This is a genomic window from Egbenema bharatensis FJBBOT/2019 (genome assembly GCF_048077055.1).
Lineage (GTDB): Bacteria > Cyanobacteriota > Cyanobacteriia > Elainellales > Elainellaceae > Egbenema > Egbenema bharatensis.
The window spans coordinates 291,198-315,142 of the sequence record NZ_CP182236.1; the positions used below are offsets into that span (position 1 = coordinate 291,198).

Annotated in this window: 18 protein-coding genes, 1 tRNA gene and 2 pseudogenes; 8 read left to right on the top strand and 13 right to left on the bottom strand. The window is 52.7% G+C overall.

Annotated features, from left to right (window positions below):
- Nucleotides 1-163: 163 nt before the first annotated feature.
- From ACM1PF_RS01300 to ACM1PF_RS01330, 7 genes are all read left to right on the top strand, one after another.
- Nucleotides 164-562 carry a DUF3110 domain-containing protein gene (locus ACM1PF_RS01300; protein WP_416671730.1) on the top strand — a complete coding sequence of 133 codons (399 nt, stop codon included), beginning with the start codon at nucleotides 164-166 and terminating at the stop codon, nucleotides 560-562.
- A 170-nt stretch (nucleotides 563-732) separates the two neighbouring features.
- Nucleotides 733-1,659 carry an N-acetylmuramic acid 6-phosphate etherase gene (murQ, locus tag ACM1PF_RS01305; protein ID WP_416671733.1) on the top strand — a complete coding sequence of 309 codons (927 nt, stop codon included), beginning with the start codon at nucleotides 733-735 and terminating at the stop codon, nucleotides 1,657-1,659.
- Between the two features lie 262 nt (nucleotides 1,660-1,921).
- Nucleotides 1,922-3,430, top strand: coding sequence for a site-2 protease family protein (locus ACM1PF_RS01310; protein ID WP_416671736.1), 1,509 nt, complete (start codon nucleotides 1,922-1,924; stop codon nucleotides 3,428-3,430).
- Nucleotides 3,431-3,441: 11 nt separating this feature from the next.
- Nucleotides 3,442-4,284: a PIN domain-containing protein gene (locus tag ACM1PF_RS01315; protein ID WP_416671738.1), complete on the top strand. Its 843-nt coding sequence runs from the start codon at nucleotides 3,442-3,444 to the stop codon at nucleotides 4,282-4,284.
- A gap of 23 nt (nucleotides 4,285-4,307) precedes the next feature.
- Nucleotides 4,308-4,380 (top strand) — tRNA-Glu (locus tag ACM1PF_RS01320).
- A 237-nt stretch (nucleotides 4,381-4,617) separates the two neighbouring features.
- The gene (locus ACM1PF_RS01325; protein ID WP_416671741.1) at nucleotides 4,618-4,911 is read left to right on the top strand and encodes a hypothetical protein; all 294 of its coding nucleotides are present in this window, start codon (nucleotides 4,618-4,620) and stop codon (nucleotides 4,909-4,911) included.
- An 83-nt stretch (nucleotides 4,912-4,994) separates the two neighbouring features.
- Nucleotides 4,995-6,512: a S10 family peptidase gene (locus tag ACM1PF_RS01330; RefSeq protein WP_416671742.1), complete on the top strand. Its 1,518-nt coding sequence runs from the start codon at nucleotides 4,995-4,997 to the stop codon at nucleotides 6,510-6,512.
- 439 nt (nucleotides 6,513-6,951) lie between these two features.
- Here the strand turns inward: ACM1PF_RS01330 and ACM1PF_RS01335 are convergent.
- Both ACM1PF_RS01335 and ACM1PF_RS01340 read right to left on the bottom strand, forming a co-directional pair.
- Nucleotides 6,952-8,972: pseudogene (locus tag ACM1PF_RS01335) on the bottom strand (ATP-binding protein); the annotation flags it as partial.
- A gap of 51 nt (nucleotides 8,973-9,023) precedes the next feature.
- Nucleotides 9,024-11,693: pseudogene (locus tag ACM1PF_RS01340) on the bottom strand (PAS domain S-box protein); the annotation flags it as partial.
- A 99-nt stretch (nucleotides 11,694-11,792) separates the two neighbouring features.
- Here ACM1PF_RS01340 and ACM1PF_RS01345 point away from each other — a divergent pair.
- Complete coding sequence (locus ACM1PF_RS01345) at nucleotides 11,793-12,023, top strand: hypothetical protein (protein WP_416671743.1); 231 nt, start codon at nucleotides 11,793-11,795, stop codon at nucleotides 12,021-12,023.
- A gap of 112 nt (nucleotides 12,024-12,135) precedes the next feature.
- Here ACM1PF_RS01345 and ACM1PF_RS01350 read toward each other — a convergent pair whose 3' ends face one another.
- The 11 genes from ACM1PF_RS01350 to purC all read right to left on the bottom strand — a co-directional run bounded on the left by ACM1PF_RS01350 (nucleotide 12,136) and on the right by purC (nucleotide 23,914).
- A complete protein-coding gene (locus ACM1PF_RS01350) occupies nucleotides 12,136-13,392 on the bottom strand; it encodes a carboxylate-amine ligase (RefSeq protein ID WP_416671744.1) in 1,257 nt (418 codons plus the stop codon).
- 38 nt (nucleotides 13,393-13,430) lie between these two features.
- Nucleotides 13,431-14,558 carry a DNA topoisomerase IB gene (locus tag ACM1PF_RS01355; RefSeq protein ID WP_416671747.1) on the bottom strand — a complete coding sequence of 376 codons (1,128 nt, stop codon included), beginning with the start codon at nucleotides 14,556-14,558 and terminating at the stop codon, nucleotides 13,431-13,433.
- 236 nt (nucleotides 14,559-14,794) lie between these two features.
- A complete protein-coding gene (locus tag ACM1PF_RS01360) occupies nucleotides 14,795-15,439 on the bottom strand; it encodes a Uma2 family endonuclease (protein ID WP_416671749.1) in 645 nt (214 codons plus the stop codon).
- Nucleotides 15,440-15,467: 28 nt separating this feature from the next.
- Nucleotides 15,468-16,097 (bottom strand): Uma2 family endonuclease, encoded by a 630-nt coding sequence (locus ACM1PF_RS01365; protein ID WP_416671752.1) that lies wholly within the window; start codon nucleotides 16,095-16,097, stop codon nucleotides 15,468-15,470.
- A 63-nt stretch (nucleotides 16,098-16,160) separates the two neighbouring features.
- Nucleotides 16,161-16,964 (bottom strand): Rpn family recombination-promoting nuclease/putative transposase, encoded by an 804-nt coding sequence (locus tag ACM1PF_RS01370; RefSeq protein WP_416671754.1) that lies wholly within the window; start codon nucleotides 16,962-16,964, stop codon nucleotides 16,161-16,163.
- A 15-nt stretch (nucleotides 16,965-16,979) separates the two neighbouring features.
- A complete protein-coding gene (lpxB, locus tag ACM1PF_RS01375) occupies nucleotides 16,980-18,158 on the bottom strand; it encodes a lipid-A-disaccharide synthase (protein WP_416671755.1) in 1,179 nt (392 codons plus the stop codon).
- The gene (gene lpxA, locus ACM1PF_RS01380) at nucleotides 18,148-18,975 is read right to left on the bottom strand and encodes an acyl-ACP--UDP-N-acetylglucosamine O-acyltransferase (RefSeq protein WP_416671757.1); all 828 of its coding nucleotides are present in this window, start codon (nucleotides 18,973-18,975) and stop codon (nucleotides 18,148-18,150) included. Before lpxA ends, lpxB begins: the two co-directional genes overlap by 11 nt.
- A gap of 215 nt (nucleotides 18,976-19,190) precedes the next feature.
- A complete protein-coding gene (fabZ, locus tag ACM1PF_RS01385) occupies nucleotides 19,191-19,712 on the bottom strand; it encodes a 3-hydroxyacyl-ACP dehydratase FabZ (protein ID WP_416671759.1) in 522 nt (173 codons plus the stop codon).
- Between the two features lie 90 nt (nucleotides 19,713-19,802).
- A complete protein-coding gene (gene lpxC / locus ACM1PF_RS01390) occupies nucleotides 19,803-20,645 on the bottom strand; it encodes a UDP-3-O-acyl-N-acetylglucosamine deacetylase (protein ID WP_416676530.1) in 843 nt (280 codons plus the stop codon).
- A gap of 35 nt (nucleotides 20,646-20,680) precedes the next feature.
- On the bottom strand, nucleotides 20,681-23,023 hold the full coding sequence (locus ACM1PF_RS01395; protein ID WP_416671762.1) for a BamA/TamA family outer membrane protein: 2,343 nt from the start codon (nucleotides 23,021-23,023) through the stop codon (nucleotides 20,681-20,683).
- Nucleotides 23,024-23,179: 156 nt separating this feature from the next.
- Nucleotides 23,180-23,914: a phosphoribosylaminoimidazolesuccinocarboxamide synthase gene (gene purC, locus ACM1PF_RS01400; RefSeq protein ID WP_416671765.1), complete on the bottom strand. Its 735-nt coding sequence runs from the start codon at nucleotides 23,912-23,914 to the stop codon at nucleotides 23,180-23,182.
- Between the last annotated feature and the right edge of the window lie 31 nt (nucleotides 23,915-23,945).

The window sequence follows — 23,945 nt, forward strand, 5'->3', positions numbered from 1 at the left end:
TCTGGGAACTCAGGACGTTCAACTCGACTCAGACCTGAACTTATACCTGCCTACAGATCGAAAGATCGAAGCTGAACGAACCTACGGTAAAATCTTGCTGCGAGGGATGCCGTTCCCAATTACCATAGACACAGTTTTACGACAACAAAGTTCCGCTTGACTCATGCGTGTTTATGTTTTGTTATTTAATGCCCGCACAGAAAATGAAGGGATTCATACCCTCAAGGCTGGCGATCGAGATGTGATTTTGATGTTTGAATCAGAAGACGATGCAACTCGGTTTGGGCTGATGCTAGAAGCCCAGGACTTTGCCAATCCAACGGTAGAAGCCCTTGAATCAGAGGAAATTGAGGAATTTTGTCAGGATGCGGGCTACGACTGCAAACTAATTCCTGAAGGAACCCTCACCGTTCCCCCGGAAACCAATGTTGAGCAAACGGACTGGGATCCGAACGCTGAACCTCAACCCGATCGCGCCTCCGATCGATCGACGGATTCTCCCTCTGAATTGTCCAGTACGGAATTGGATGATATTCGGCGGCGATTGGAGGGGTTGTTGTAGGGAGTGAGGAGTGAGGAGTGAGGAGTTGGAAGAGGGAGTCGGAATAGGGAGTCGGGAGTTGGGGGTCGGGAGAGGAGAAAGGGCAAGGAAAGAGGGAGTTGGAAGAGGGAAGAGGGAGTCGGAAGAGGGAGTTGGGGGTCGGGAGTTGGAAGAGGGAAGAGGGAAGAGGAATGAAGGATGGAAATGGCCGGGGACATTTGCTGACGGAGCAGGTGAATCCGAACAGTCAAAACCTGGATCAGATGACGGCTTTAGAAATAGTCGATCTGTTTAACCAGGAGGATGCCCAGACGATCGCAGCGATTCGGGCAGCACGGGAACCCCTGGCAGAGGCGATCGATCGAACGGCAGAAGCCTTACGTCATGGGGGCAGATTATTCTATGTGGGAGCGGGAACCAGTGGTCGCCTGGGCGTACTGGATGCGGCCGAGTGTCCGCCCACCTTTTGTACCCCACCGGAACTCGTGCAGGGAATTATCGCGGGGGGAGCCTCTGCCCTGGTGCGCAGTTCGGAAGCGTTGGAAGACCGGGCGGAAGATGGAGCCGAGGCGATCGCCCATCATCACATTACCAGCCGCGATGTGGTGGTCGGGATCACGGCAGGCGGAACGACTCCCTACGTTCACGGATCCTTGCATGCAGCCCAACAGCGAGGCGCAACGACGATCTTGATTGCCTGTGTGCCCATCAACCAGGTCACGCTAGAGACGGTAGATATTGACATCCGCTTGTTAGTCGGGCCAGAAGTGCTGGCGGGTTCCACACGCTTAAAGGCAGGAACCGCCACGAAACTGGCCCTGAATATTCTCTCAACCGGAGTAATGGTGAAACTGGGGAAGGTCTACGGCAACCGCATGGTCGATGTATCCGTCACCAACACGAAACTTTACGATCGCGCCCTTCGCATCCTCCAGGACTTGACTGATTTAGATAGCGAGCAAGCTGCAACCCTATTAGAACAGAGCGATCGCCAGGTGAAGTTAGCTTTATTCATGCACTGGACAGGCCTGGATGCCGCAGCCAGTCGGCAGTGTTTAACAGAGCATCAGGGCAATCTCCGGCAGGCCATTCAGGCAGCAATCTCCCCCATCCGTTGAATTACGCAGAATAGCTTGGTAGGTTTGTAGGATAGGCATTTTACATTTAAGCCAACCTGCATGGATTCATGGTGCCACCGCAGGCGAATACCCATCCAGAGGAACTGAACCAAAGGAGCACGATCGGGAAGCAGGAATTCCTAACCACCCAGCCTGATCGGAACGGGCGATCGAATTCAACCCCATGCCCTTCGCCTCCTGTTCCTGATCTTCAACTCCTTAACTCAGCCCTCTGGATATTAATCAAGGAATTGGAAGAACGATGATTACGGCGTTAGTTCTGTTGTTTGCGATCGGGCTATTGGGATGGGGATACTACCGCGCCCGGCCCTATGGCAAGTTTGGGATTCTGGCATGGCTCCAGTCGGTGGTGATCATGGCTCCCTGGCTGATTTTTTTTAGTTTATTTACGATCGGAATTTATCTCAACCTGGCAGGCATCATTTTTCTGATCGTCACCTCGATCGGACTTTATATTCTGCTGGGGCGGCAATTACGCTCGGAAGCGAACGAAAAGGGAATGCCCAAACGGTTCTCCTCCATAGCATCCGCAGCCACTAACGAATCCAACTCCACTGAACCCCCGGCAACCGAGGAATCATCTGCTGCTGCCACCGATTCCCAGGACGCGACCACCCAGCCACCCACCGTTCCCACCATTCCAGCGGAAGACCTCCAGTCCATTAAAGGCATTTTCGGCATCGATACCTTTTTCGCTACCGAAACCATTCCCTACCAGAATGGCGCGATTTTTCGGGGTAACTTGCGCGGAGATCCGGATCAAAGCCACGATCGCCTTTCCAAAACACTCCAGGAGCGATTAGGTGATCAATATCGTCTGTTTTTGGTTGAAGGAGTCGAGAATAAGCCAGTGGTTGTGGTACTTCCCAGTACCAACGATCCTAAACCCACTACCCCGCCCCAGGTGATTCTGTCCGTGATTTTGGGATTAGCTACGATCGCCACCTGTTTGGAGACTTCAGGTTTTCTGCGCGGGTTTGACTTTTTTACTGAGCTAAATCGCTATGCCGAAGTCATCCCTACCGCCGCCGGAATCCTGGCAGTGCTAGCCACCCACGAATTAGGGCACTGGTTTACCGCCCGTCGCTACAATATTCGCCTGGCTCCCCCCTTCTTCATTCCCGCTTTGCAAATTGGTTCCTTTGGTGCCCTCACCCGCTTCACCTCCCTGCTGCCCAATCGATCGGTTCTGTTCGACATTGCCTTTGCCGGGCCGATCGCGGGAGGACTGGTGGCCTTTGTCATGCTGTTAATCGGACTGGTGCTTTCCCGTCCCGGTAGCCTGTTCCAGATTCCCTCGGAATTTTTTCAGGGATCGATTTTAGTCGGAACATTGGCGCGAGTCGTGTTGGGAACCGAAGTCCAAAAGCCCCTGGTGGATGTCCATCCCCTGTTTGTGATTGGCTGGTTGGGATTGGTCATTACCGCGCTCAACCTCCTGCCTGCTGGTCAGTTAGATGGAGGACGGATCATTCAGTCCATTTATGGTCGTAAGGTGGCAGGGCGACTGACGGTTGCCACATTAATTGTTTTAGGTTTAGCGTCTTTAGTGAATCCTTTGGCGTTATACTGGGCAATCCTCATTTTGTTCCTCCAACGTGATTTGGAGCGTCCCGCCTTAAATGAGATCTCTGAACCCGATGATGCCCGCGCAGCCCTGGGTTTGTTAGTCCTGTTCTTGATGGCAGCAACATTACTTCCCCTGACTCCAAGTCTGGCAGGGCGTTTGGGGATTGGTGTGTCCTTGTAGAGGTATAAGGTATGGTGGCAGTTCCCCCTGTGATTCTGGTCTTCGATGTCAATGCTCTGTCCGCCGCCACGCCTAGCGAATGGCGTGAGTTTTCCCGAGTCGGCAACTGTTATGTTCCGCAGGTGGTCTACGAAGAAATGAAAATGCTGTTCGATCGATCGCCTGATCCCGATTTGGAAAGCCTGGCCAAAGCCTTCAATCGCTTCTATGCCACCAGTGGATGGAAAGTAACTGAGGCGGCTGGAACCCATCCCGTTTTGAAAATGGGCAGCGGGCAGGCCTTGACGCGACGGGCCAGAGTGTCCCTGGCAGTAGGGAAATGTGCCCTGGGATTATCGGAAGAGTTCCCCAATAGCCTGGTGGTACTGGTGACCAACGATCGCTCCTTACTACAACGGCTATTCGATATTCCTAACGTAAATCTCTGTGGCATCACTGGAGATTCCCTCCTGCAATGGAGCCGAACCGGACAACGTCCGATCGCCGTCAGTCAGAAATTTCAGCAGTTCCGCGCCGCCTATGGCCTTCCCCCAACCGCTTCCAGCAAACCCAGCCGTTCCACCTCCACCGGATCCCCCACCGGATCTCCCAGCGGATCCTCCCGTCCCACCACCACCTACTCCCCCAGCAAATCAACCAAGTCCCGTTCCGTCAGAACCTCTCCCGACTGGCTAGACTGGCTTCCAGAAGCTCGGCTCTTCCTGTTGACCCTCATCGGACTGGCAGTGGCAGGCTATTTGCTCTGGACACTATTTAATTTAATCGACTGGCAGGATATCTTCCGGTCACCTAACTCCCAATCTTTTCGCTCAGAATTTTTTTTAAGTGTTGACATTACTCGCGGAATTCGTTAATTTAGTTAAGGTCAAGCAAACGCGCCCCCATCGTCTAGAGGCCTAGGACACCTCCCTTTCACGGAGGCGACGGGGATTCGAATTCCCCTGGGGGTATTAAAAACTAGGCAAAGCGCGATTCGCCCTGTAAGTGGTTCAGCCCTTACAGGGCGAATTTTTTTATTAGCAAATTTTTTATTAGAGAATGGGAGAAGGTGGGTTCTTTGGAAGATAGCCGAAGGGTGGAGTCATCCCAATGCCACCTTGCTTGAACAAAGGCAGCCAACAGGCTCAAGATGAGCAAACTATAAACAAGATTGGCGGGAAGCTAGCGGCAATGGAGCGTGAGGGGCTATGACCAGTAACAGTGGCAACCTGGAACCCAGGGTGGAAGCGATCGAAATTGATATGCAGGAGTTGAAACGCTCCATTTCAGACCTGAAGTCAACGGTTTCGACCCTGGCTGATATTGTTTCTGCTAACCATGAGGAATCGTTGCGACGGCATGAAGCAGTAGAGCGACGACATGAAGCGTTTCTAGAACGGTTTGATCAGCACATTGCCCAATTTAACCAGCACATTGCTCAAGCTAACGCAGACAGAGCTTTAATGCTGCGGCTGATCGAATCGATCGCCCAGGGTCTGTAATGGTGGAGAGTAAAGACTGCTCCATTTGAATCATTTTGAACCATTTAAACTAACCGATCGCTCATTCTCTTAAATTCATCATCATGACTGATTCCAACCCATCCACCTCATCCACTCCATCCACTTCATCCACCCCTCGTCCATCCAGCACCACACAGCATGTCCTCCCCCTGCCCACCGGAGAGCTCCATTACACCGCGATCGCCGCCTGGCAACCGTTGTATGAGCGCGAAAAGCCGATCGCCGAAATCTTTCATGTGGCCTACCTGACGGATCATCAAGGTTCCTCCCCTCGCCCCCTCACCTTTGTCTTTAACGGCGGCCCGGGGGCTGCCTCTGCCTACCTGCACATGGGCGCGTTGGGGCCAAAGCGCGTCGAGTTTGGTGAACAGGGGACGTTGCCCAAACCGCCTGTAAAAGTGGTAGACAACCTGGAAAGTTGGTTGAGCTTCACGGATCTGGTGTTCATCGATCCGGTGGGGACTGGCTTTAGTCGGGCAGTGTCGCCAGAACAGGAGAATGGCAAGGATAAAGCAGATGACAAAGCAAAAGCTGATAAGCCGGAGGAGAAGGAAACGGAATTTTGGGAAGTAGAGCGGGACTTAAAAGCCCTGGCGGAGTTTATCCAGACGTTCCTCTCCAAGCAAAATCGCTGGTTGTCTCCCGTTTTCATTGCTGGGGAAAGTTACGGCGGATTTCGGGTAGCAAAATTAGCGCGCAAACTACAACAGGACTTTGGCGTGGGGTTGTCAGGGGCGATTCTGATTTCCCCGGTACTGGAGTTTAGTTTGCTGGAAGGAACTGATTACAACCTGACCTCCTGGGCCGCAGTGTTACCCTCAATGGCCGGATCGGCTGCCCATCATCAACGAGCGAAATTGGCAGGTGAAAATTTGCCGGCCCATCTTGCTGCCGCCGAAACCTTTGCCCGCAAAACGTTAATTCCCCTTCTGGCAATGGGCGATACCCTATCCAGTGAGGAACGCCAGCAAGCCTATCAGCAAATCGCCGACTTAATTGGATTACCCGTAGATTTGATTACCCGGCAGGGCGGACGGATCGGGATTGAAGTCTTTGCCAGGGAACTGCTCCGCGATCAGCAGCGCATTGTGGGCTTTTACGATGCTTCGATTACGGCGATCGATCCCTTCCCCGATCGTCCTCTCTACGAAGGCACTGATCCGACTTTAGATGGGCTGGATCGGTTGTTCACCGGAGCGATTAACAGCCACTTGCGCGGCACTCTGGGGGTGGAAACGAACTTACCCTACCATCTGCTGAATTTTGAAACCTTCAAAGCCTGGAAATTTGAACTGAAAGGCGGATTGAAACAGGGCTTCATCGGCGCAGTGGATGATTTACGAATTGGCATGACCCTGAATCCCTATATGCAGGTCTACATTACCCACGGCTTGTTTGATCTGGTTACGCCCTATTTTGCCTCCAACCATCTGGCAGATTTGATGAAGCTCGATCCAGAGGTGCGCCCCAATCTAACCATCCGCCATTACAAAGGGGGGCATATGTTTTACACCTGGCAAGCTTCCCGTCAGGAGTGGTTTGCCGAGATGACGCAGTTCTATGAGCAGGCGATTGAGTAAAAGAGATTTTCTCCCCTGGTACGGCTACCGTGTACACAGATCTTGGCTGAGAGGCTCAAACCCTGATAGATCCCCCTAAATCCCCCTTAAAAAGGGGGACTTCTAATCCGGTTCCCTCCTTTTTAAGGAGGGTTAGGGAGGATCAAACCCAGTCGTGGCTAGAGCAGATGACTTGTGTGTACACCGTAGCCTGGTACGGAGGGCTAAGGATCGTGGATCAAATAACCTGTAATCATTCTGCCTAGTTGACTGGGCGGGCAAAATGCCCACCCCACAAGACAATGACTTGGTGATGTTCTTGCCATTGGTTGACTGGGCGGGCAAGATGCCCACCCCACAAGAATTTCAGATTATTGAATTTGCATTTCTAAGCGAGATCCCTACTCCCTACTCCCTACTCCCTACCCCCTACTCCCCACTCTTGTAAAGCGAATCGCCCCTACGTTCTTTCCACCAATTCTGAAATGGACTCGACTAACACATCAGGTTCCACTGGCTTGGGTAGATGCTTTTGGAAACCTGCTTTGATTGCCTGTCGCTGATCATACTCTCCGGCGTAGGCTGTGAGCGCGATCGCGGGTACTTGTCCTCCTTGTCCCGGCGATCGTTGGCGGATCTGTTGCAGCAGCATATAGCCATCCGTTTCGGGCATCCCAATGTCGCTGATCAGGATATCGGGAGGCTGGCGATCGAACTGGGTGAGGGCCTCTGCGGCAGAAACCACAGTGATGACCTGGGCTCCCTGCTGCTCCAGGATAAATTGCGCCAACTCCCGCATATCTGCCTCATCATCTACCACCAAAATTCGCAGTTGACTCAAATTAACCGTGGAAACCGGATGGGGCAGAGCTGGTTCTGAACGAGCGGCAGCAGCAATGAGCGGCAGGCTGACGGTGAAGGTGGTTCCCAGGTCTTCCCCAGGACTATCGACATGAACCGTACCGCCATGCAGTTCCGTCAGATGACGGACGATCGCCAATCCTAAGCCCAGTCCGCCAAATTTCCGGGTAATTTTGCCGTCTTCCTGCCGGAAGTAATCAAACACATAGGGCAAGAAATCTGGACTAATTCCCTTTCCCGTGTCCTTGACTTGAATTTGAGCCTGATCGCCCATCTGCTCCAGACGAACTTCGACTTGCCCACCATTAGGCGTGAATTTGACCGCATTAGACAGCAAATTCCAGACAATTTGTTGAAGGCGGGCCGGATCACCAGATATCTGCCCCCCTCCGACTGCATCTGGGTTTGAATTTGGATGTGCTTGGCCTCCGCGGCCAGCCGTACCGTTTCCAGAGCAGATTCGATCACGGTCGCCAGGTCAACCACACCGACGTTTAACGCCATTTTGCCGCGCAGAATCCGGGAGACATCCAGCAAATCATCAATCAGTTCCGTCTGGAGTTTGGCATTGCGCTCGATGGTGGCCAGGGCCCGTTGGGTCGCCTGGGGATCAAACTGCCGAGTTTGCAGTAGTTTTGCCCAGCCCAGAATCGGATTCAGGGGCGATCGCAATTCATGGGACAGCACCGCTAGAAACTCATCCTTGACCCGGTTGGCAGCTTGGGCTTCCTCCCGTGAAGCTTCAGCCGTCGATCGGGCTTGTTGTTCCGCTTCGTAGAGTCGGGCATTTTCAATGGAAACCGATGCCATTTGGGCAAGCTGCACCAGGATGGATTCATCGGCTGCCGTAAACTCGCCTTCATACTTGTCTGAAAGTTGAATTAAGCCAATGTTGCGCCCATCCCGTCCAGTTAGGGGAGCTGCCAACCAACCTCGCATAGGAGGATGGCGATCTGCTTCCGGACCAAAACCGTTCCAGCTTGGATGGGCTTCCAGTTCGGCTTGCGTCATCCGCATCGGACGGTTTAGGTGACAGACACAGGCGTAGATGCCTGATCCATCTGGTTTTTCATGATAGTCTTGCCACTGGGCATACTTATCCGACAGGAAGACTGCATTAATTGCCTGGGCCCAGTTTTGGTCGATCGTCATGCTGGACACTGCCTGGTGAGCACCGATGATCGCAGCCGCCTGATCGGTAATGACCCGCAAAACCTCATCCACGGACAGGGCTGAGTTGATTGCCAGGGCAGCAGAGGTCAGTCCCTGAAGCTGATTCGCATACTGTCGTTCATTGTCCAGCAGTTGTTCGCGTTCCGCTTCTGCCTGTTTGCGATCGGTAATGTCAACGGCTGCTCCGTAAAGCACCTGCTCATTTGGATAGGATTGGGCCTTCCAGAGTAACCAGCGATAGGAACCGTCTTTGTGACGATACCGGTTTTCAAAGGCAAAGGTTTCTTGTCCAGAAAACAGACTGTCGGTTTCAGCGATCGAAGGCACAACATCATCCGGGTGGACAAACTCAGTCCAGGGGTGGGCCGTCATTTCCGTCTGAGTCCAACCGAGGGTTCGTTCAAAGCTAGGGCTGACCCAACGGAAATACCCATCCATGCCCGTAATCACCTGAAAGTCTGAACCAACCGAGAGAAAACGTTCCCGTTCCTGCTCCACCCGCTTGCGGATAGTAACGTCAGTGAAGAGAACGGCGACTTTGTGCTCCTGTGGCTCACCGACCCGAAAGGCATACACATCAAAAACTCGTCCAAGCTCCCTGGCAAAGTTTTCATACCGAGCCGGTACACCCGTGATTGCAACTTCACCATAAATCTCAAACCAGTAGGTCTCATGGTTCGGCGCGATCTCGCGGATTGTTTTGCCGATCGCATTCACCAGTCCCGTCTGGTGCTCAAAGGCTGGATTCGCTTCGAGAAATCGATAATCGTTAGCTGTGCCGTTTTGATCAAACAGAACTTGGATGATACAAAAGCCCTCATCGATCGACTCGAACAGCGATCGGTATTTTTCTTCCGATTCGCGCAGAGCCGCTTCCGCGCGGGCCCGTTCCAGCCGAGGGAAGATCCGATTTGCAATCTCTTCAATCAATTCAACTTCGTCGTCTTGCCAATCGCGGGGATGAGAGTCGCAGATAGCAATGTAGTGCGTCCACCGGCCCTGCTGATGAAACGGAACGGTTACAAAAGAATACATATTGAGGGCCGCATAGCCCGGGCCATCAGTGCGCAAGTCCGTTTGCGTGTTCCGAACGACAACGGTTTCTCCGGCACGACTGGCCCGCTCAAATTCCTCATTCAAATACTCCCGAGTACAGAAAGTACCGATGGTACTCCGCACCTCCGCACTGTTCCAGCCGTAATGAGCCGTTACCTGCCCCTGAGCTTCATCCACATTGGTAAAGTTACAGGTCGTAATATTGAGGTACGCGCCAATTTTCGCCCCAACCCCCTGCATAATCTCATCGGCAGTGGAAAGTCGGGAGAAGTCTTCACTAATTTCAGCCAAAAAGGCAGCGTTCGCCTCGCGCCGTTTACGACGGGTAATATCCTGAATCAACCAACGAGCACCAACAACTTGCCCCTGAGCATCACAGATGGTCGTTCCGGTCATCGCCACGGGAATCGGCTGTTGTCCTCTACTTTTCAGGCTCAGTTCATCCGTTTGCAGCTTCTGTACCCCAGGTTGCTGCTGCAACTCGTAAAGCAAATTGCGGAAGGTGTAGCGGTCTGCCTCAGAAATGTAGATCACCAGAGGAGTATTGATCAGATAGGATTGCTCAATGGCGACTAAAGCTGCGATCGCCCGATTGGCTTCCAAAATAATGCCCTGGGCATCGGTGACGACATATCCATCCGGCGCGAAATTAAAGAGATCCTGATAGCGATGTCCTTCGAGTTCAGCTAGCTCACGGGCAACTGCCAATTCTTCATTCTGCTGACGTAGCTCTTCTCCAGTCGTTTGCAGCTCCTCCAGGGTATTCTGCAAGGTGGCTTCTGCCTGCTTGCGATCGGTAATGTCCAGCACGATCGCCACGACGGATTGGGGAATGCCATTGACATCATAGATTGCAGAGACATGGTTATTGACCCAGACGATCGAGCCATCTTTGCGAATGTACCGCTTTTCAATTTCAAAGGGCGACCCTTCCGCCAGCATCCGGTTGTACAGTTCCACATTACGCGGTAGGTCTTCTGGATGGGTAATATCGTGCATCCGCAACTGGCTTAACTCATCCGCTGAGTAACCTGTGATGTCGCAATATTTTTGGTTCACTAAGGTCAGTGTGCCATCCAGATCGGTGTACACAACCCCTGCAATTGCCTGATTGACGATCGCTCGATACTGCCCTTCTGACTCCCGTAACTGTTCCTCCGCCTGTCTGCGTTTCGCTTCGATTTGCCTGCGATCGGTAATATCCCGCGAAACACACAGCAACCGTTCAACTTGCCCATTCATTCCCCGAATCGGACTGACTTTGTTATCCCACCACTTCGGTTCACCCGTCAGCGTCGGACGATAACCCTGGAAGGTACACACTTCTCCCGATCTCGCTCCCGCGATCGCCTCCCAGGCCGCCTGCTGTTCTGAACCTTGCCAAAACTCCACCCAGGATGCATGGAGGAACGGCGTGATGTCTTGAATCCGCAGTAACGCCTGACCGCCACGGCTCATAAACAGAATTCGCCCTTCTAAATCCAGAACTTTGATGCAGTCATCGCTACTATCCAGAACCTGCTGACTCAACTTCTCCCTTTGATGCAGCTCCATTTCTGTCCGCTGCCCCTGTGGCATCTGGTGAAGAGCAGAAGCGGCAAAAACTCCCATGCTCGTGGTCAGCCGTTGATCTTCCCGATCAAACTGCTTTGCCTCATGGTGGGATAAAAGCCACAACGTACCCAGGGGACGATCGCCAACGCATAGGGGAATCAGCAACCCTTCTACGATCGGATGCTGGAAATGATCCAGGTAGGTGAAATAGCGCTCAGGATGGCGGTATAGCTGGGGATGATTGGCAGAGAGCGTGGTGCCACAGGGGCTAAAGTGAACCGGAGCTGTGGTGTGTTCCAATGCTTCTAATGCGCCCGCAACCGCCACCCAACGGAAGACTGCTGCACCGTTGGCATCCGATTCGAGCAAGCTGACCCCAACCGTATCCGCCTGACAGAGATCAAGGGCAAGGTTAACTAAAATTTTTAGTAACGACTGGGGCGCATCTAACTGGTGGTGCGCCAGGGTGCGAAGGGCTTCATTTTCGGCAGCTAAATCCGGTGGACGGGCGGGACGATTCGCCAGTTCTGCGGTGATCAGGACATCAGCTTCGGTCATTCTTTAAGGACGGGTTTGCGGGAAATTTTGACTACCAACAGAGCGATCAAAGAAGTTCTGGGAAGACAGAAAATCAGGCATAGCAGCTTTATCCTTGCCGTGAAAAGGACCTGGCAAGCAAACCTTTGCTACTATGACCTATTTGATGCAGCAGGCATTCGATTTGCCTCCCCGCAACAGACAAGGGACTGGCTCGTCCATTTCCCCAACCCTTCGCCCTTGGAGATGAAACTCCTGATCTTGCAGCAAATCTGGCTTGCAAGAGTCCCAGGCGATGTCGCGTTTCACGGACTCGATCGGCTGATATTGACTGTTCGATCGCAAGCATAGGCATACCCATTACAGTTTCATCAGCTATATCATGTAGCACAGCCGTCCTCCTTCCCCCGCAAGGTATAAAGGCTTTTCACCACCCATTTCCCCAGCGAATTTTAGTGAATTCCTACCGCGAATCCAGGTTGAGATCCAGCCCTGCTGCCGTTTCCCGGACAATGCGATCGACCACTGCTTCCCAACTTCCCGTCTGCTGATAAACCTGTCGCTGTCGGGCGGCTCCTGTGCCCTGAGTCAAGATTTTGTTCACCAACCCACTCACCTCTCCCCACTCACCGTGGGATTCCAGCACCGGGCGCAACCACTCCAGCATGGACTGAATCAGTTCAGGGGCAGGCACCGATTTTCCCGTCCGGACATCCATCAACTCGGTGCTTAGACCATAGCGCGCCGATCGCCAGTGGGCAAATCGCAGGACTTCAGGACGAAGGTTGGGGGAAGGCTGCCGTTGTTGGGCTTCTGCATAACAGGTTTGAGCCAAAGCCCGAATCAGTCCAGCCAGCATCACCGCTTCATCCACGGTCATGCAGACATCAGACACCCGGAATTCGATCGTGGGAAACCGTTCCGATAGGCGAATATCCCAGTAAATCTTAGTCGCATCTTCAATACAGCCCGTCTCAGCAAACTGTTGCACCAGAGATTTGTAGTCGGCATAGGAATCAAAGTGAGGCGGCAAACCCGACATGGGCCAGCGGCTCCAGAGTAAGGTGCGATAGCTGTCATATCCCGTATCTGCCCCTAGCCAGAAAGGAGAATTCGCCGTCAGTGCCAGCAGGGGAGCCATCCAGTAGCGGGCCCGGTTCATGACCTGAACCGCCATTTCTCGATCGCGGATACCCACATGGACATGACACCCCCAGATCAGCATTTCCCGCGCCAGTTGCTGAAAGTCCTCCAGCAAGCCCTGATACCGCTCCTTGGGCATGATTGGCTGATTTTGCCAGCGGGAAAAGGGATGGGTGCCTGCGGCGGCAATTCGTGCCCCCTGAGTCATGGCGGCTTGAATCACAGACCGTCGGGCATGGTTAAGCTGCTCTCGAACTTCCGCTAATGTCTGACAAACGGGCGTGGCAATTTCAATCTGCGATCGTTTCAGTTCCGGCTGCACTTCATCCCCCAGGGACTGCTGGGCGATCGGCAAAATCTCCTCTGCTTTGGCGTAGAGTTCCCGATTGGCGGGATGGATAATTTGATATTCCTCTTCAACCCCCATTGAAAAGGCCTCAGTCACAGACTCAGTCGCCTCTGGTAGGGCATCATTAAACGCAGGCATTTCTGGCCCAAGCATTTCTGGTAGACGATCGGGTGAAACCTGGGGGGTGGGAGCAGCAGAGGGTTCCAACACAGATTCAGACGAAGACATAGCCATCTCCTGATGAAACGGGATGAAGTTAAACGAAACTAAGACGATCGAGCCAGCAGCGGTTCCATTTCCTGAACAATCTTTTGCTCCAGAATGGCCACGACTGCCAGTTCTTCACAGCGCAACCCATAGGGGACATCTACTTCTAGTTGCAGATGTTTTTCCATGACCGAATGCAGCGTTTCGTTGAGGTAGGCATCCACGATCGCAGGATGCACATAGTATTTACGACAGGTGGCGGGACGGTTTCCCAGGTGTTGCGCCACCACTTTAATTGCCTGAGTCACGTTCTTCTTGCCTGCTGTTTGGGATGTGAATGCTCCGATTTCAACGAGTTGAGACGCAGCTAAAACACTCCCGGCCCACGTCCGAAAGTCCTTTGCAGTAAAGTCCTGTCCAGTAATTTCCCTTAAATAATCATTGACATCGCTGGAGCCGATCGTTTGATAGGCTCCGTCTTCATCAACGTATTGAAATAAGTCCTGTCCTGGTAATTCCTGACAGCGTTTGACAATTTTGGCCAGTCGGCGATCGGTGAGCTGAATATCATGCTCAATCCCGCTTTTGCCCCGGAACTGAAATCGCAGTTTAGATCCCGAAACATCCACATGCTCATCCTGGAGCGTGGTCATGCCGTAGGAATCATTTTCCCGCGCATAGCTTTCGTTCCCCACCCGAATTCGCGTTAGTTCCATCAGTTGCACGACTGCCGCCAATACTTTTTCTTTCGGCAGTCCTCGCCGCGACAAATCCTCAGCAATCCGCTCCCGAATCGCTGGCAGGGCTTTGCTAAAAATCAGCATTCGAGTGAATTTAGTTTGATCCCGAATGGTGCGCCACAGGGGATGATAGCGATACTGTTTCCGGCCTTTGGCATCCCGTCCGGTAGCTTGCAAGTGCCCATTCTCCAACGAACAAATCCACACATCCTCGTAGGCAGGCGGTACGGCGATCGACTTGATCCGCTGCACTTCTTCCGGATCCCGAATCCGATCGCCCTTCACATCAAAATAGGTAAACCCTTTGCCACATCGTCGTCGTCGGATGCCGGGGCGATCGTCCGACACATACCGCAAACCCGCAGCTTTAGCGGATTCTATCGGGTCTGAAACAATAGCTGATCGAAGATAGCGTTGCAGGGAACGCTTTTTAACCTTGCGGCGCATGGCGAGAAGATGAGTGAGGTCGAATTCAGTAGAGCTGGAACGTTAGAACGTGAGAGCGATCGCAATCGCTGGATGTGCAAAAGTGGAAAATGCAGCAGTTGGTTAAATCGTTCTATCTAACGCTGTAAAGCCAATCTAGCGAATTCAAATCCTCAGGGAATCTATACAAATAAATAATTCGATCGACGCAAAGACTGATTTCACAAAAAATCTTTTACGTTGCCCAACTTCTCAGCTCATGCCTGGTTCGATTTCAGTTGAGTTCTCAGTGCTCGCAACATCCGGCTTGTGCCCTGATCAATCGCCTGTTGTACCAGTTGTGGAATCCAATTAATCAGGGGAAAATCGGGAAGGGTGGGGCTGACAACAACCTCGCGGTAAGTGCTATTTTCGAGTACGTAGATTTTGAGTTGATGATTACGATAAACCCAAACTTCAGGAACTTGCATAGCTTCATAGGCACTGATAGTCGTCGTTGAAGTGACATCTGCCTCAATAGCCAGATCGGGAGGGGGATAGCTCGCCAGATCCAGATCAGTGCAACCCTGTACAACATCAGCATTTTGAATATAAAAGCAGGTATCGGGTTCAATCCCAGCCACCTGCGGACGCTTGAGGGTGGTAGAACCAAAATCCTCCCAGTTGCGGTTTTGAGAATCGAGAATTGCCTTCAGAATGTCAGCAATAATGCGGTGATGACGTTCGTGCAGCGCAAGCGGCGACATGATTTCTAGAGTGCCCTGGTAATATGCGACGCGGGTATTTCGCTTCTCTCCAAGCTCCAGCAGCAGCGATTCAAAATCCTGCCAGGAGAGGTTGTGAATGCTCACTAGACTGCCAGGTGCCAGTTCGATCCTATGAATGGGGACTGTGATCGTCATGGGGATGACTCCAATGTGATTCAATCTTCTACCGCTGTTCTCTCACCCATTGCCGCACCTGTTTCACCCAACTGGTTTCGCCCATTTTTGCAGCTTGTTCCAACAACGTTTGTAACGTCTCAGCCGTTATGATCGGCAGTGCCAGCGATCGGTCATGGGTTTGATAGGTACCGTTCCTCAGCACTAGAAGCGTGACAGACTGAAGATCATAGCGCCACACCTCCGGTACACCCAACGCCGCATAAATGCCCAGGCGATCGATCGAACTGCTGGTCTTATCGACCTCAATCGCTAGATCAGGGGGTGGGTCAATTGTTAAATCAATTACATCCTTGCCACGCACGGCAGCCTCATTCTGAATGTAATAGCATTCATCCGGTTCGATGCCCTTCTGTAGATCCTGGCGGCTCCAGGTGCAAGAACCCAAACTACTAATCTCAATTTCTAATTCTTCAGTCACCAACTCTACTAAACGACCCAGCCACTTCTTGTAGCGTTCGTGCGGTGGTAGCGGCATTCTGATCTCTAAAACTCCGTTGTCATAGGTCAATCGCTTGCTGGGCTGCGATTCCAGATCGTGCACTAACGCCTGAAACGTATCCCAATGGATGCCTCTCAAAACAACACCATTGAGTGGGGGAGTAAGGGTTACTGTCATCGATCGCCTCGCTTGCATTACCTGTAAAACAACTTCGGGGAATCGTCGATCAGAAAGAACAGATCAGGAAGAACGATCGGCTTGAACTTGCTGAATTTCATCCACCGAAACTTGAAGCTGTTGAGCAATTTGCTCGATCGTTAAACCTGCCTGCAACAAGAGGGGCACTGCTGCCGCTAGCATCTCCTGCCGACCTTCCTGCCGACCCTCCTGCCGACCCTCCTCTTTGGCTTCTCGCAAAACCCGTACATCTTCTAAATTGATGCCCAGCATGGCTTCCACCTCTTCTCGACTTAGATTGACAAATTTATAAACGACGATCGTTGTAATTACTTCTATTATCTCCTCCTGGGCAATTCCCTCTTCCCGAACTTGCTCTAACAACCGCTGGGCCTGCTCCACCATTTCCGACTCTGAGGCGATCGTCAACTGCATCAACTGAATTCCCAGAGGTTGCGCTTCAATCGTCCCCAACTCATCCAGGTAGACCCGTTGCACCTGCTCACCATTCAGCAGCGATCGATGAGTTTGCTGATCCTGGGGTTCCAAACTCCGCGAGGCAAACAGCAACACCCCATACCAATCGTCATAGCTCAATCGATTGCGATAAAGATACAGCAGTACCTCCGAAAAAAATCGACGGTACAACGCCTCATCTTTCTGAAACTGCACCTCAGCAAAAAAGACAACCTTGGGCGCAGCATCATCCGGTGGCAAAAACACGCCATCGATCCGAAATGACGGTTCCTTAACCTCCACCGACTCAAATCGATAATCCCCAGGATTCGCAGGCGGATACGGCACCAGATCAAACAACAACCGGGGCGATCGCTTAAAGATTTGATAGAAAATTGCATCTCGCCTCATGGCTGTGGAAGGATATTACACAAGCGGTTTTAAAATTTCCATAGCTGCCCGATCGCACACGCCCACCTCTCCCAGCTTTCGCCGCATTCGCTCGTAATCCGACAACATTTGCTGCCGACGACCGGGATTTTGCAACAGTTCTAAAGCTTCCTGCGCGATACGATCGGGGGTGGCTTGATACTGCAAAAACTCTGGCACGATCGGCTCCATCAGCACCAGATTGGGGGGCGACACAAAGGGGGCGGAGAATTTCAGAACGTGTTCTGCAATCCAGGCGGTAACTGGATTAAGCCGATACAGAACCACCTGGGGCACATTCAGCAAGGCCGTTTCCAGATTCACTGTGCCCGATTTAGCAATTACCAGATCGGCCGCGGCAATGATGGTTTGGGAGGGATCGGTGCGCACCTGGGCTTGTAGTCCATAGTCCTGAATCGCTTGTTCGACTGCCGGACGATATCGCTCCAGGGCCAGGGGAATCCAGAACTGCACCCCAGGTAACTTCGCCTGAATCTGTTGAGCCGCCGCAAAAATCACGGGCAGAACATACTTAACTTCCTGCTGCCGGGAAGCGGGAATCAGGGCGATCGTCAACTGTTCGGGTGAAATCCCCAACGTTTGCCGGGCTGACACTCGATCGGGAGCCGCCTGCATCCGATCGACCAGGGGATGCCCCACCCAGGACACGCTACCCCCCTGCGCTTCGTAATAGGTTGCTTCCGCCGGAAAAATCGCCAGAATTCGATCGCTGACCCGAATAATTTCCTGGGTATTGCGGCGAGTTACTGACCAGACCCACTCCTGGGGAGCGATGTAGTAGACCGTAGACACCTGGGGTAATTGACTGCGAACAAACTGACCCATCGCCAGATTCGGACTGCCATAGTCAATCATCACCAACAGATCCGGCGGGTGTTGTCGTAAATAACGCCTGACTTGCCGCTGGAGCCGCAGGGTAAACACCACATAGGGTAAGGACTCAAACAAACCCACCGAGCCGATCGCGCTGGTATCCGCCAGTAGCTTTGCCCCTGCTGCCCGCATCCGTTGCCCGCCCAGGGCAGAAATTTCTAACTGGAGATCTAGAGCTGCCGCCTGCCGCTGCAGGGCTTGAATCAACAGCGAACCCTGGAGATCCCCGGATACTTCACCCGTGCTGATAAAAATTTGGCAGATGCGAGGACTATCCTTCATCCTTCACTCTTCTTCCCTTCCCTGGAATTAAGCCTCGACGAGTGGAGGATTGACTGAGGCGCAGAAATTGCCGCAGGTGTTGCATATGTTCACTATCGGGCAACAGATCCAGCTCCTCTAAGGCCTGATTAAACGGCAATCCAGAGCGGTAAAGAATCCGAAATGCTTTTTTCAACGCTTGAAACGTCCGCCCCTGATCCTCTTCGGCAATCCCCGATCGCCTTAGCCCGACCTGATTCAGCGATCGCACCCGTGCCGGATTCCCTTCCACCAACATATAGGGTGGCACATCTCGATCGATCCGGCTCATCCCGCCCACCATCGCGTACCGTCCCACCCGAACAAACTGATGGATGCCCAGCACCCCGCCGATCGTCACCCTCGACTCCAGATGAACATGACCCGCCAAAGCCACCCCGCTGGCAATCACCACCTGATTTTCCACGACGCAGTTATGGGCAACGTGAACGTAGGCCATCAGCAAATTGCCATCGCCAATGACCGTGGCTTCCTCCGCGCGTGTGGCCCGGTTGATCGTCACATACTCACGGATGGTGTTATCATCCCCAATTTTTACCAGGCTGAGGGAGCCATCGTATTTCAAATCCTGAGGATCTAGCCCGATCGCCGCGCCTGGAAAAATGCGATTTCGGCAACCAATCTCTGTATTGCCCTCCAACACGACATGATGCCCGATCGTCGTTCCGGCTCCAACTTTCACATATTCGCCAATAACAGCATAGGCACCGACCTGCACTGTGGGATGCAGTTCCGCTTTGGGATGAATAACAGCAGTAGGGTGAATGAGGGTGGTCAAGGCAGGAGGGGTAGAAGGGGTGAATAGTTAGCAGTGCAGTTTCAGGTGGTTAGAGCAGTTCACTGCGATCGGAGGATTAAGGAGAAATAAAGCTGGAGATTCAGGAAAACAAGGAGCAATCGTAGGATTCGGGCATCGGCAAAAATGGGGATGGTATCCTTGAACCAAATCCTTGAACCAAAGCATGGATGGCTCTCAACCGATTAAAGATCCAATTAAGCATCCACCAGCGAGAACATCAACTCACCTTCGGCGGCCAGTTGTCCATCCACCATTGCCTGGCCCTGCATCTTACCAAAGCGGCGACGTTTGATGGATAGCAACTCAACGGTCATAATCAACTGATCTCCCGGAACGACAGGACGACGAAACCGGACTTTATCAATTCCCGCAAACATAAATAAACCATTCTCAGGGAATTCAGGCATTTGGGTGAGCACTACGCCGCCCACCTGGGCCATCGCCTCCACAATTAGCACACCAGGCATAATCGGTCGTCCAGGAAAGTGCCCCTGGAAATGCGGCTCGTTAAAAGTTACGTTTTTAATGCCCACTGCCAGCTTGCCAGGAATATACCGAATCACCCGATCCACCAGTGAAAAAGGATAGCGGTGGGGCAGCAGGCGGTGAATTTCTTCAACCGCTAAAACAGTGGCAGCCTGATCGTCTGTATCCAATTGATCGGCATCCGTTTCAAGATGAGTTGTCGTTGTATCAGCGTCAGTCAATGTAGCCATGAGCAAAGGTTTGGTAGGGCTGGAAAAACAATAAAAGAAATGGGAGATTGAATGTCCTACCCAGAAACTTCATTCAGTTTTGGATAGCGTCTAGGTAGACTGTAGGGCTTGAGTTAACTGCTGGGCGAGTCGAGTATGCAAGCGATGGCTGGCTTTATAGGCCAACACATGAATCTGAGGTAAAACACCCAACAAACTCATATCTCCTACTAAGTCTAAAAGTTTATGACGCACTGGCTCATTTGAAAATCGCAAAGGTGGATTTAACCATCCTTTTTGACCACAAACCAGGGCATTATCCAGACTACCACCTTTGATCAAACCACTTTGGCGTAATTGTTCGACCTGATAGTCTAAACAAAAGGTACGAGCCGGGGCAATGGACTCAGCAAAGGACTCCTGACTGGGCGACCAGCTATACCACTGATTACCGATCGCCGGTAAATCAAAATCAATCCCGTAGGTAAACCGCACCTGATCAGACGGCAGGGCTGCAACAAAGGCATCCTGCTCCCGAATCCAGATCGGTTCCCTCAAATGAATGGTGGAGCGAGGAGCCGACTGAGGAACAATTCCCGCCTGCTCGATCGCCTCAACCCAGCCCAGAGCCGAACCATCCAGAAGGGGCACTTCTGAGCCACTGATTTCAATTCGGGCATTGTCCACCCCAGCTCCACTCAAAGCCGCTAGCAGATGTTCGATCGTTCGGACAGTCGCTCCTGCCTGGGCAATTTCGGTGGATAGGGTGGTTTGATGAACTGCCGCTGCCGTTGCCGGAATGATTGGCGAATCTGGTAAGTCCCTCCGCACAAAATAGCGTCCTTCCCCCACAGCAGCCGGACAGACTCGCACCGTCGCTACCTGCCCAGAGTGCAGCCCAATTCCAGCGCGATCGAACTCAGCCGCCAGGGTGTGCTGTTGCGAACTCAACATTCCATTCCCCGCCCCTTCATTCATGCTGATGCCCCCTAAAAACGTTCACCAATCCCAAAATGAATCCGGTTGTCTCCCTGGTCATTGATGGCAAAATCCACCCGAATTTGTCCCAAAGGCGACTGCACTCGCACCCCAGCCCCATAGCCCAGCCCTGAGCCAGGTTTGTCCAGTAGCTCCCCTGGTGATCCGGGCACATTATCTGCGGTTCCCAGATCCGTACCAAAATCAACAAACAAGGCTCCACCAACAATAGAGAAAATCGGGAAGCGATATTCTGCCGTCAATTGCAGGAAACTGCGTCCGCTGGATAATTCTCCTGCGCCGTAGCCCCGCACCGAATCGGTTCCTCCCAGGGCGAATGCTTCATAGGGTGGCAGATCCCCCAGAATCGTCCCCCCTTGCAAGTTGAGCGCGACGGTTTGAGGACACTGAGCGGGAGTGGGATCCTCCACCCGACAACCCTGGGTGAAGTTAGTGAATCGGACTGGGATGAAATAGCTGTAGCTGGCGCGGAGTCGATTAAACAGGATGGCCCCATTCCCGATCGGAACAGATTGCTCTGTACTTAAGCGGAGGGCTGAACCACTGGTTGGTTGAGTCGGGCTATTCCGCAGATCCTGGTTCGCAGCGAATTGCACCGTAAACAGGTCATCCTGCCCCGACTCGTCAAAACTCAAGAGCGTCCCAAATTCACTGATTGGACTGACATCACCATCCAGGTCGCGCACCGAAACCCGCTGATACTGCAGTCCGGCTGAGGCGAACCAGTTGTCGTCAAGGGGACGACCAAAGGTAACTCCTCCACCTAAGCGGCGGATTCGAGGGCGATCGTCGTTCGGCAACCGCAGATCTTCATCCGGCCCTTCAAAGACCAGCGATCGAGACTGCCGACCAAAGGCATTCACCGTATAGGAAGTCCGGTTAGGATCACCGCCAATCCAGGGGTCGGTAAAACTGAGATCAAACAGTAAGTCGCGCTGCCCGATCTGCACCTCTGCATTCACCCGCTGGTTGTTCCCCCCCAAGTTGGTTTCCTGAAGGCTCACCGTACCAAAGATGCCGCTTGCCGAACTGATCCCCAACCCTGCGGCAAAGGAGCCTGTATTGCGCTCCGTCACGTTTACAACCACATTAACCTGACGGGGATCGGTTCCTGGACTCAGGGAAATGCTGAGATCTTCAAAGATTCCCAGGTCAAACGCCCGCTGGAGGTCTGCCTGAATCTGCTGTTGATTAAACACATCTCCCGGCTGAGAGGCAAATTCGCGGGTAATGATAAAGTCGCGGGTGCGGCCTCGAATCGGCTCACCTTCTTCATCGACCGCCTGACCCTCTCGATCGAGGAAGCGAATTTGAATATCCTCAATGATCCCTTCGGCCACTTCCAGCACCACGACCCCATCCGGCGAAATTTGGGGTGCCCCCACCACCTGAGCCAGCACGTAGCCACTCTCTTCGTAAAGCTGATTCAATGCCTCCACGCCAAACTGTAAGTCGCGCAGGTTCAGAATCTGCCCATACTGAGGCGCAAAAATGCTGTCAACCGCCTCCTGAATCGGCACTTCTTCTTCTTCAACAGTTAGCGTTTCCAGCACACTGCCCGATAGTTGCACCGACTGAAGAACTGGGTTCGGAGCCACATCAAAGGTGACGCGAACCCCCAGAGGCGTATCTTCGGGAACGGCCCGCACATTGGAGAAAAAGCCAGTGGCAAAGATAGCATTAATATCTTCCTGGAGTTGGGCGCGCGTTGTCGTCTGTCCTGGACGAGTCCGAATCACCTGAAACACTCGATCGAGCAGTTCCCCCTCTGCGCCAACCACTAACACCTCAGCAACCAGCACCCGAACCTCTTCTTGTGGAGCGGGCGGTTGAGTGGTGGGCGGTGGCGTACCTGGAACCCCAGGAACAGCAGGCGTTTCTGGAGTCAGGGGTGCTTCCTCAATAGGCGGTGCTTCCTCAATGGGCGGCACAACCTCCAGATCCGTTTCCGGGGGTGGATCGGTCAGTTCAAACTCCAGACGGTCAGGTGTATCTTCAATGGGCGTTTCAGTCGGGGCAGGAGGGGCCCCTTCTTCTTCGATCGCCTCAGCAGGAACGCTGGGAACTGGCTCTGGAATATCCTGAGCCAGCAGGGTCTGGGCAATCGAACCTTGATTGAGAAACTCAACGGTCAATCGCTCCGGTAAAGCAACCGTTGTTGCCACATCAGAGGATGCTTCGGTTGGCCCTGCGGCGTTTGTCGTCAGCGCGTCCGGACGGCTGACAGTCCCATCCTGCTCCGCCGAATGAGATGTCTGAGCCTCGGCAGGGCGGATTAAACCAAGAGTTGCAGAAGCAGCTAACACTGCCAGTAAAATCGGAGAAAAACGCATACTGTCTAGATTCTCGCCACGTCCGTACACACCACACGACTAATTGCCGCGAGGATAAAACAATATCAATCCACTGCTTTGAGATAAAATCTCAAGTCCGATCTCAAAGATTTAACAAAGATTTCAGACTGAGACATTCTACAGCATTGGGTTATTCTACGGTTGGATTGGCTGTGCCAGTACCCTGTCTAGCACCTGCCGATAGGCATCTTCGACGTTCCCCAAGTCATGACGGAACCGATCTTTGTCCATCACGCGCTGGGTTGGGTCAGTAACGGCCTGATTCCATAGACGACAGGTATCCGGGCTAATCTCATCGGCGAGGAGTAAGTCTCCGGTAGCATCCAGCCCAAACTCCAACTTAAAATCGACCAGGGTGATATCACAATTCTGAAAAAACTCAGAAAGCAGTTGATTAATCTGAAGGGCAGTTGCGCGAAGTTGGTCAACCTGTTCAGGAGTCGCCAGTTCAAGCAACAGCAGCCGATCAAGCGTTAGCAGCGGATCACCTAAATCGTCGTTTTTGTAGTAAAACTCCACCAAGGGTTGTTGAAGAACCGTTCCCAGTGGGATTCCTGTTTGTTGACAGAGACTACCGGCTGCAATGTTCCTGACAACGACCTCGATCGGCAAAATTTTTACTGCTTTCACCCGCATTTCGTTGGGACTGGGGCGATCGATCCAGTGGGTGCGAATTCCCCTTGCTTCGAGTTGCTGAAACAGGTGAGATGAAATTGCGCAGTTCATTTCGCCCTTGCCAACGATACTGCCCCGCTTCTGAGCATTAAATGCTGTCGCATCATCTTTAAAGTGCGTTAGCAAAATATTAGGATCATCTGTAACGTAGATGATCTTGGCTTTCCCTTCGTAGAGCTTCTGGCGAACGGTCATGAGTTAACCTTATTCGTTGCAGTTGGAATAT

What these genes read in the sequence shown, in the direction of transcription:
- ACM1PF_RS01300 (WP_416671730.1), top strand. Translation starts at nt 164, where the DNA reads ATGCGTGTTTATGTTTTGTTATTTAATGCCCGCACAGAAAATGAAGGG.
- murQ (WP_416671733.1), top strand. Translation starts at nt 733, where the DNA reads ATGAAGGATGGAAATGGCCGGGGACATTTGCTGACGGAGCAGGTGAAT.
- ACM1PF_RS01310 (WP_416671736.1), top strand. Translation starts at nt 1,922, where the DNA reads ATGATTACGGCGTTAGTTCTGTTGTTTGCGATCGGGCTATTGGGATGG.
- ACM1PF_RS01315 (WP_416671738.1), top strand. Translation starts at nt 3,442, where the DNA reads ATGGTGGCAGTTCCCCCTGTGATTCTGGTCTTCGATGTCAATGCTCTG.
- ACM1PF_RS01325 (WP_416671741.1), top strand. Translation starts at nt 4,618, where the DNA reads ATGACCAGTAACAGTGGCAACCTGGAACCCAGGGTGGAAGCGATCGAA.
- ACM1PF_RS01330 (WP_416671742.1), top strand. Translation starts at nt 4,995, where the DNA reads ATGACTGATTCCAACCCATCCACCTCATCCACTCCATCCACTTCATCC.
- ACM1PF_RS01350 (WP_416671744.1), bottom strand. Translation starts at nt 13,392, where the DNA reads ATGTCTTCGTCTGAATCTGTGTTGGAACCCTCTGCTGCTCCCACCCCC.
- ACM1PF_RS01355 (WP_416671747.1), bottom strand. Translation starts at nt 14,558, where the DNA reads ATGCGCCGCAAGGTTAAAAAGCGTTCCCTGCAACGCTATCTTCGATCA.
- ACM1PF_RS01360 (WP_416671749.1), bottom strand. Translation starts at nt 15,439, where the DNA reads ATGACGATCACAGTCCCCATTCATAGGATCGAACTGGCACCTGGCAGT.
- ACM1PF_RS01365 (WP_416671752.1), bottom strand. Translation starts at nt 16,097, where the DNA reads ATGACAGTAACCCTTACTCCCCCACTCAATGGTGTTGTTTTGAGAGGC.
- ACM1PF_RS01370 (WP_416671754.1), bottom strand. Translation starts at nt 16,964, where the DNA reads ATGAGGCGAGATGCAATTTTCTATCAAATCTTTAAGCGATCGCCCCGG.
- lpxB (WP_416671755.1), bottom strand. Translation starts at nt 18,158, where the DNA reads ATGAAGGATAGTCCTCGCATCTGCCAAATTTTTATCAGCACGGGTGAA.
- fabZ (WP_416671759.1), bottom strand. Translation starts at nt 19,712, where the DNA reads ATGGCTACATTGACTGACGCTGATACAACGACAACTCATCTTGAAACG.
- lpxC (WP_416676530.1), bottom strand. Translation starts at nt 20,645, where the DNA reads ATGTTGAGTTCGCAACAGCACACCCTGGCGGCTGAGTTCGATCGCGCT.
- ACM1PF_RS01395 (WP_416671762.1), bottom strand. Translation starts at nt 23,023, where the DNA reads ATGCGTTTTTCTCCGATTTTACTGGCAGTGTTAGCTGCTTCTGCAACT.
- purC (WP_416671765.1), bottom strand. Translation starts at nt 23,914, where the DNA reads ATGACCGTTCGCCAGAAGCTCTACGAAGGGAAAGCCAAGATCATCTAC.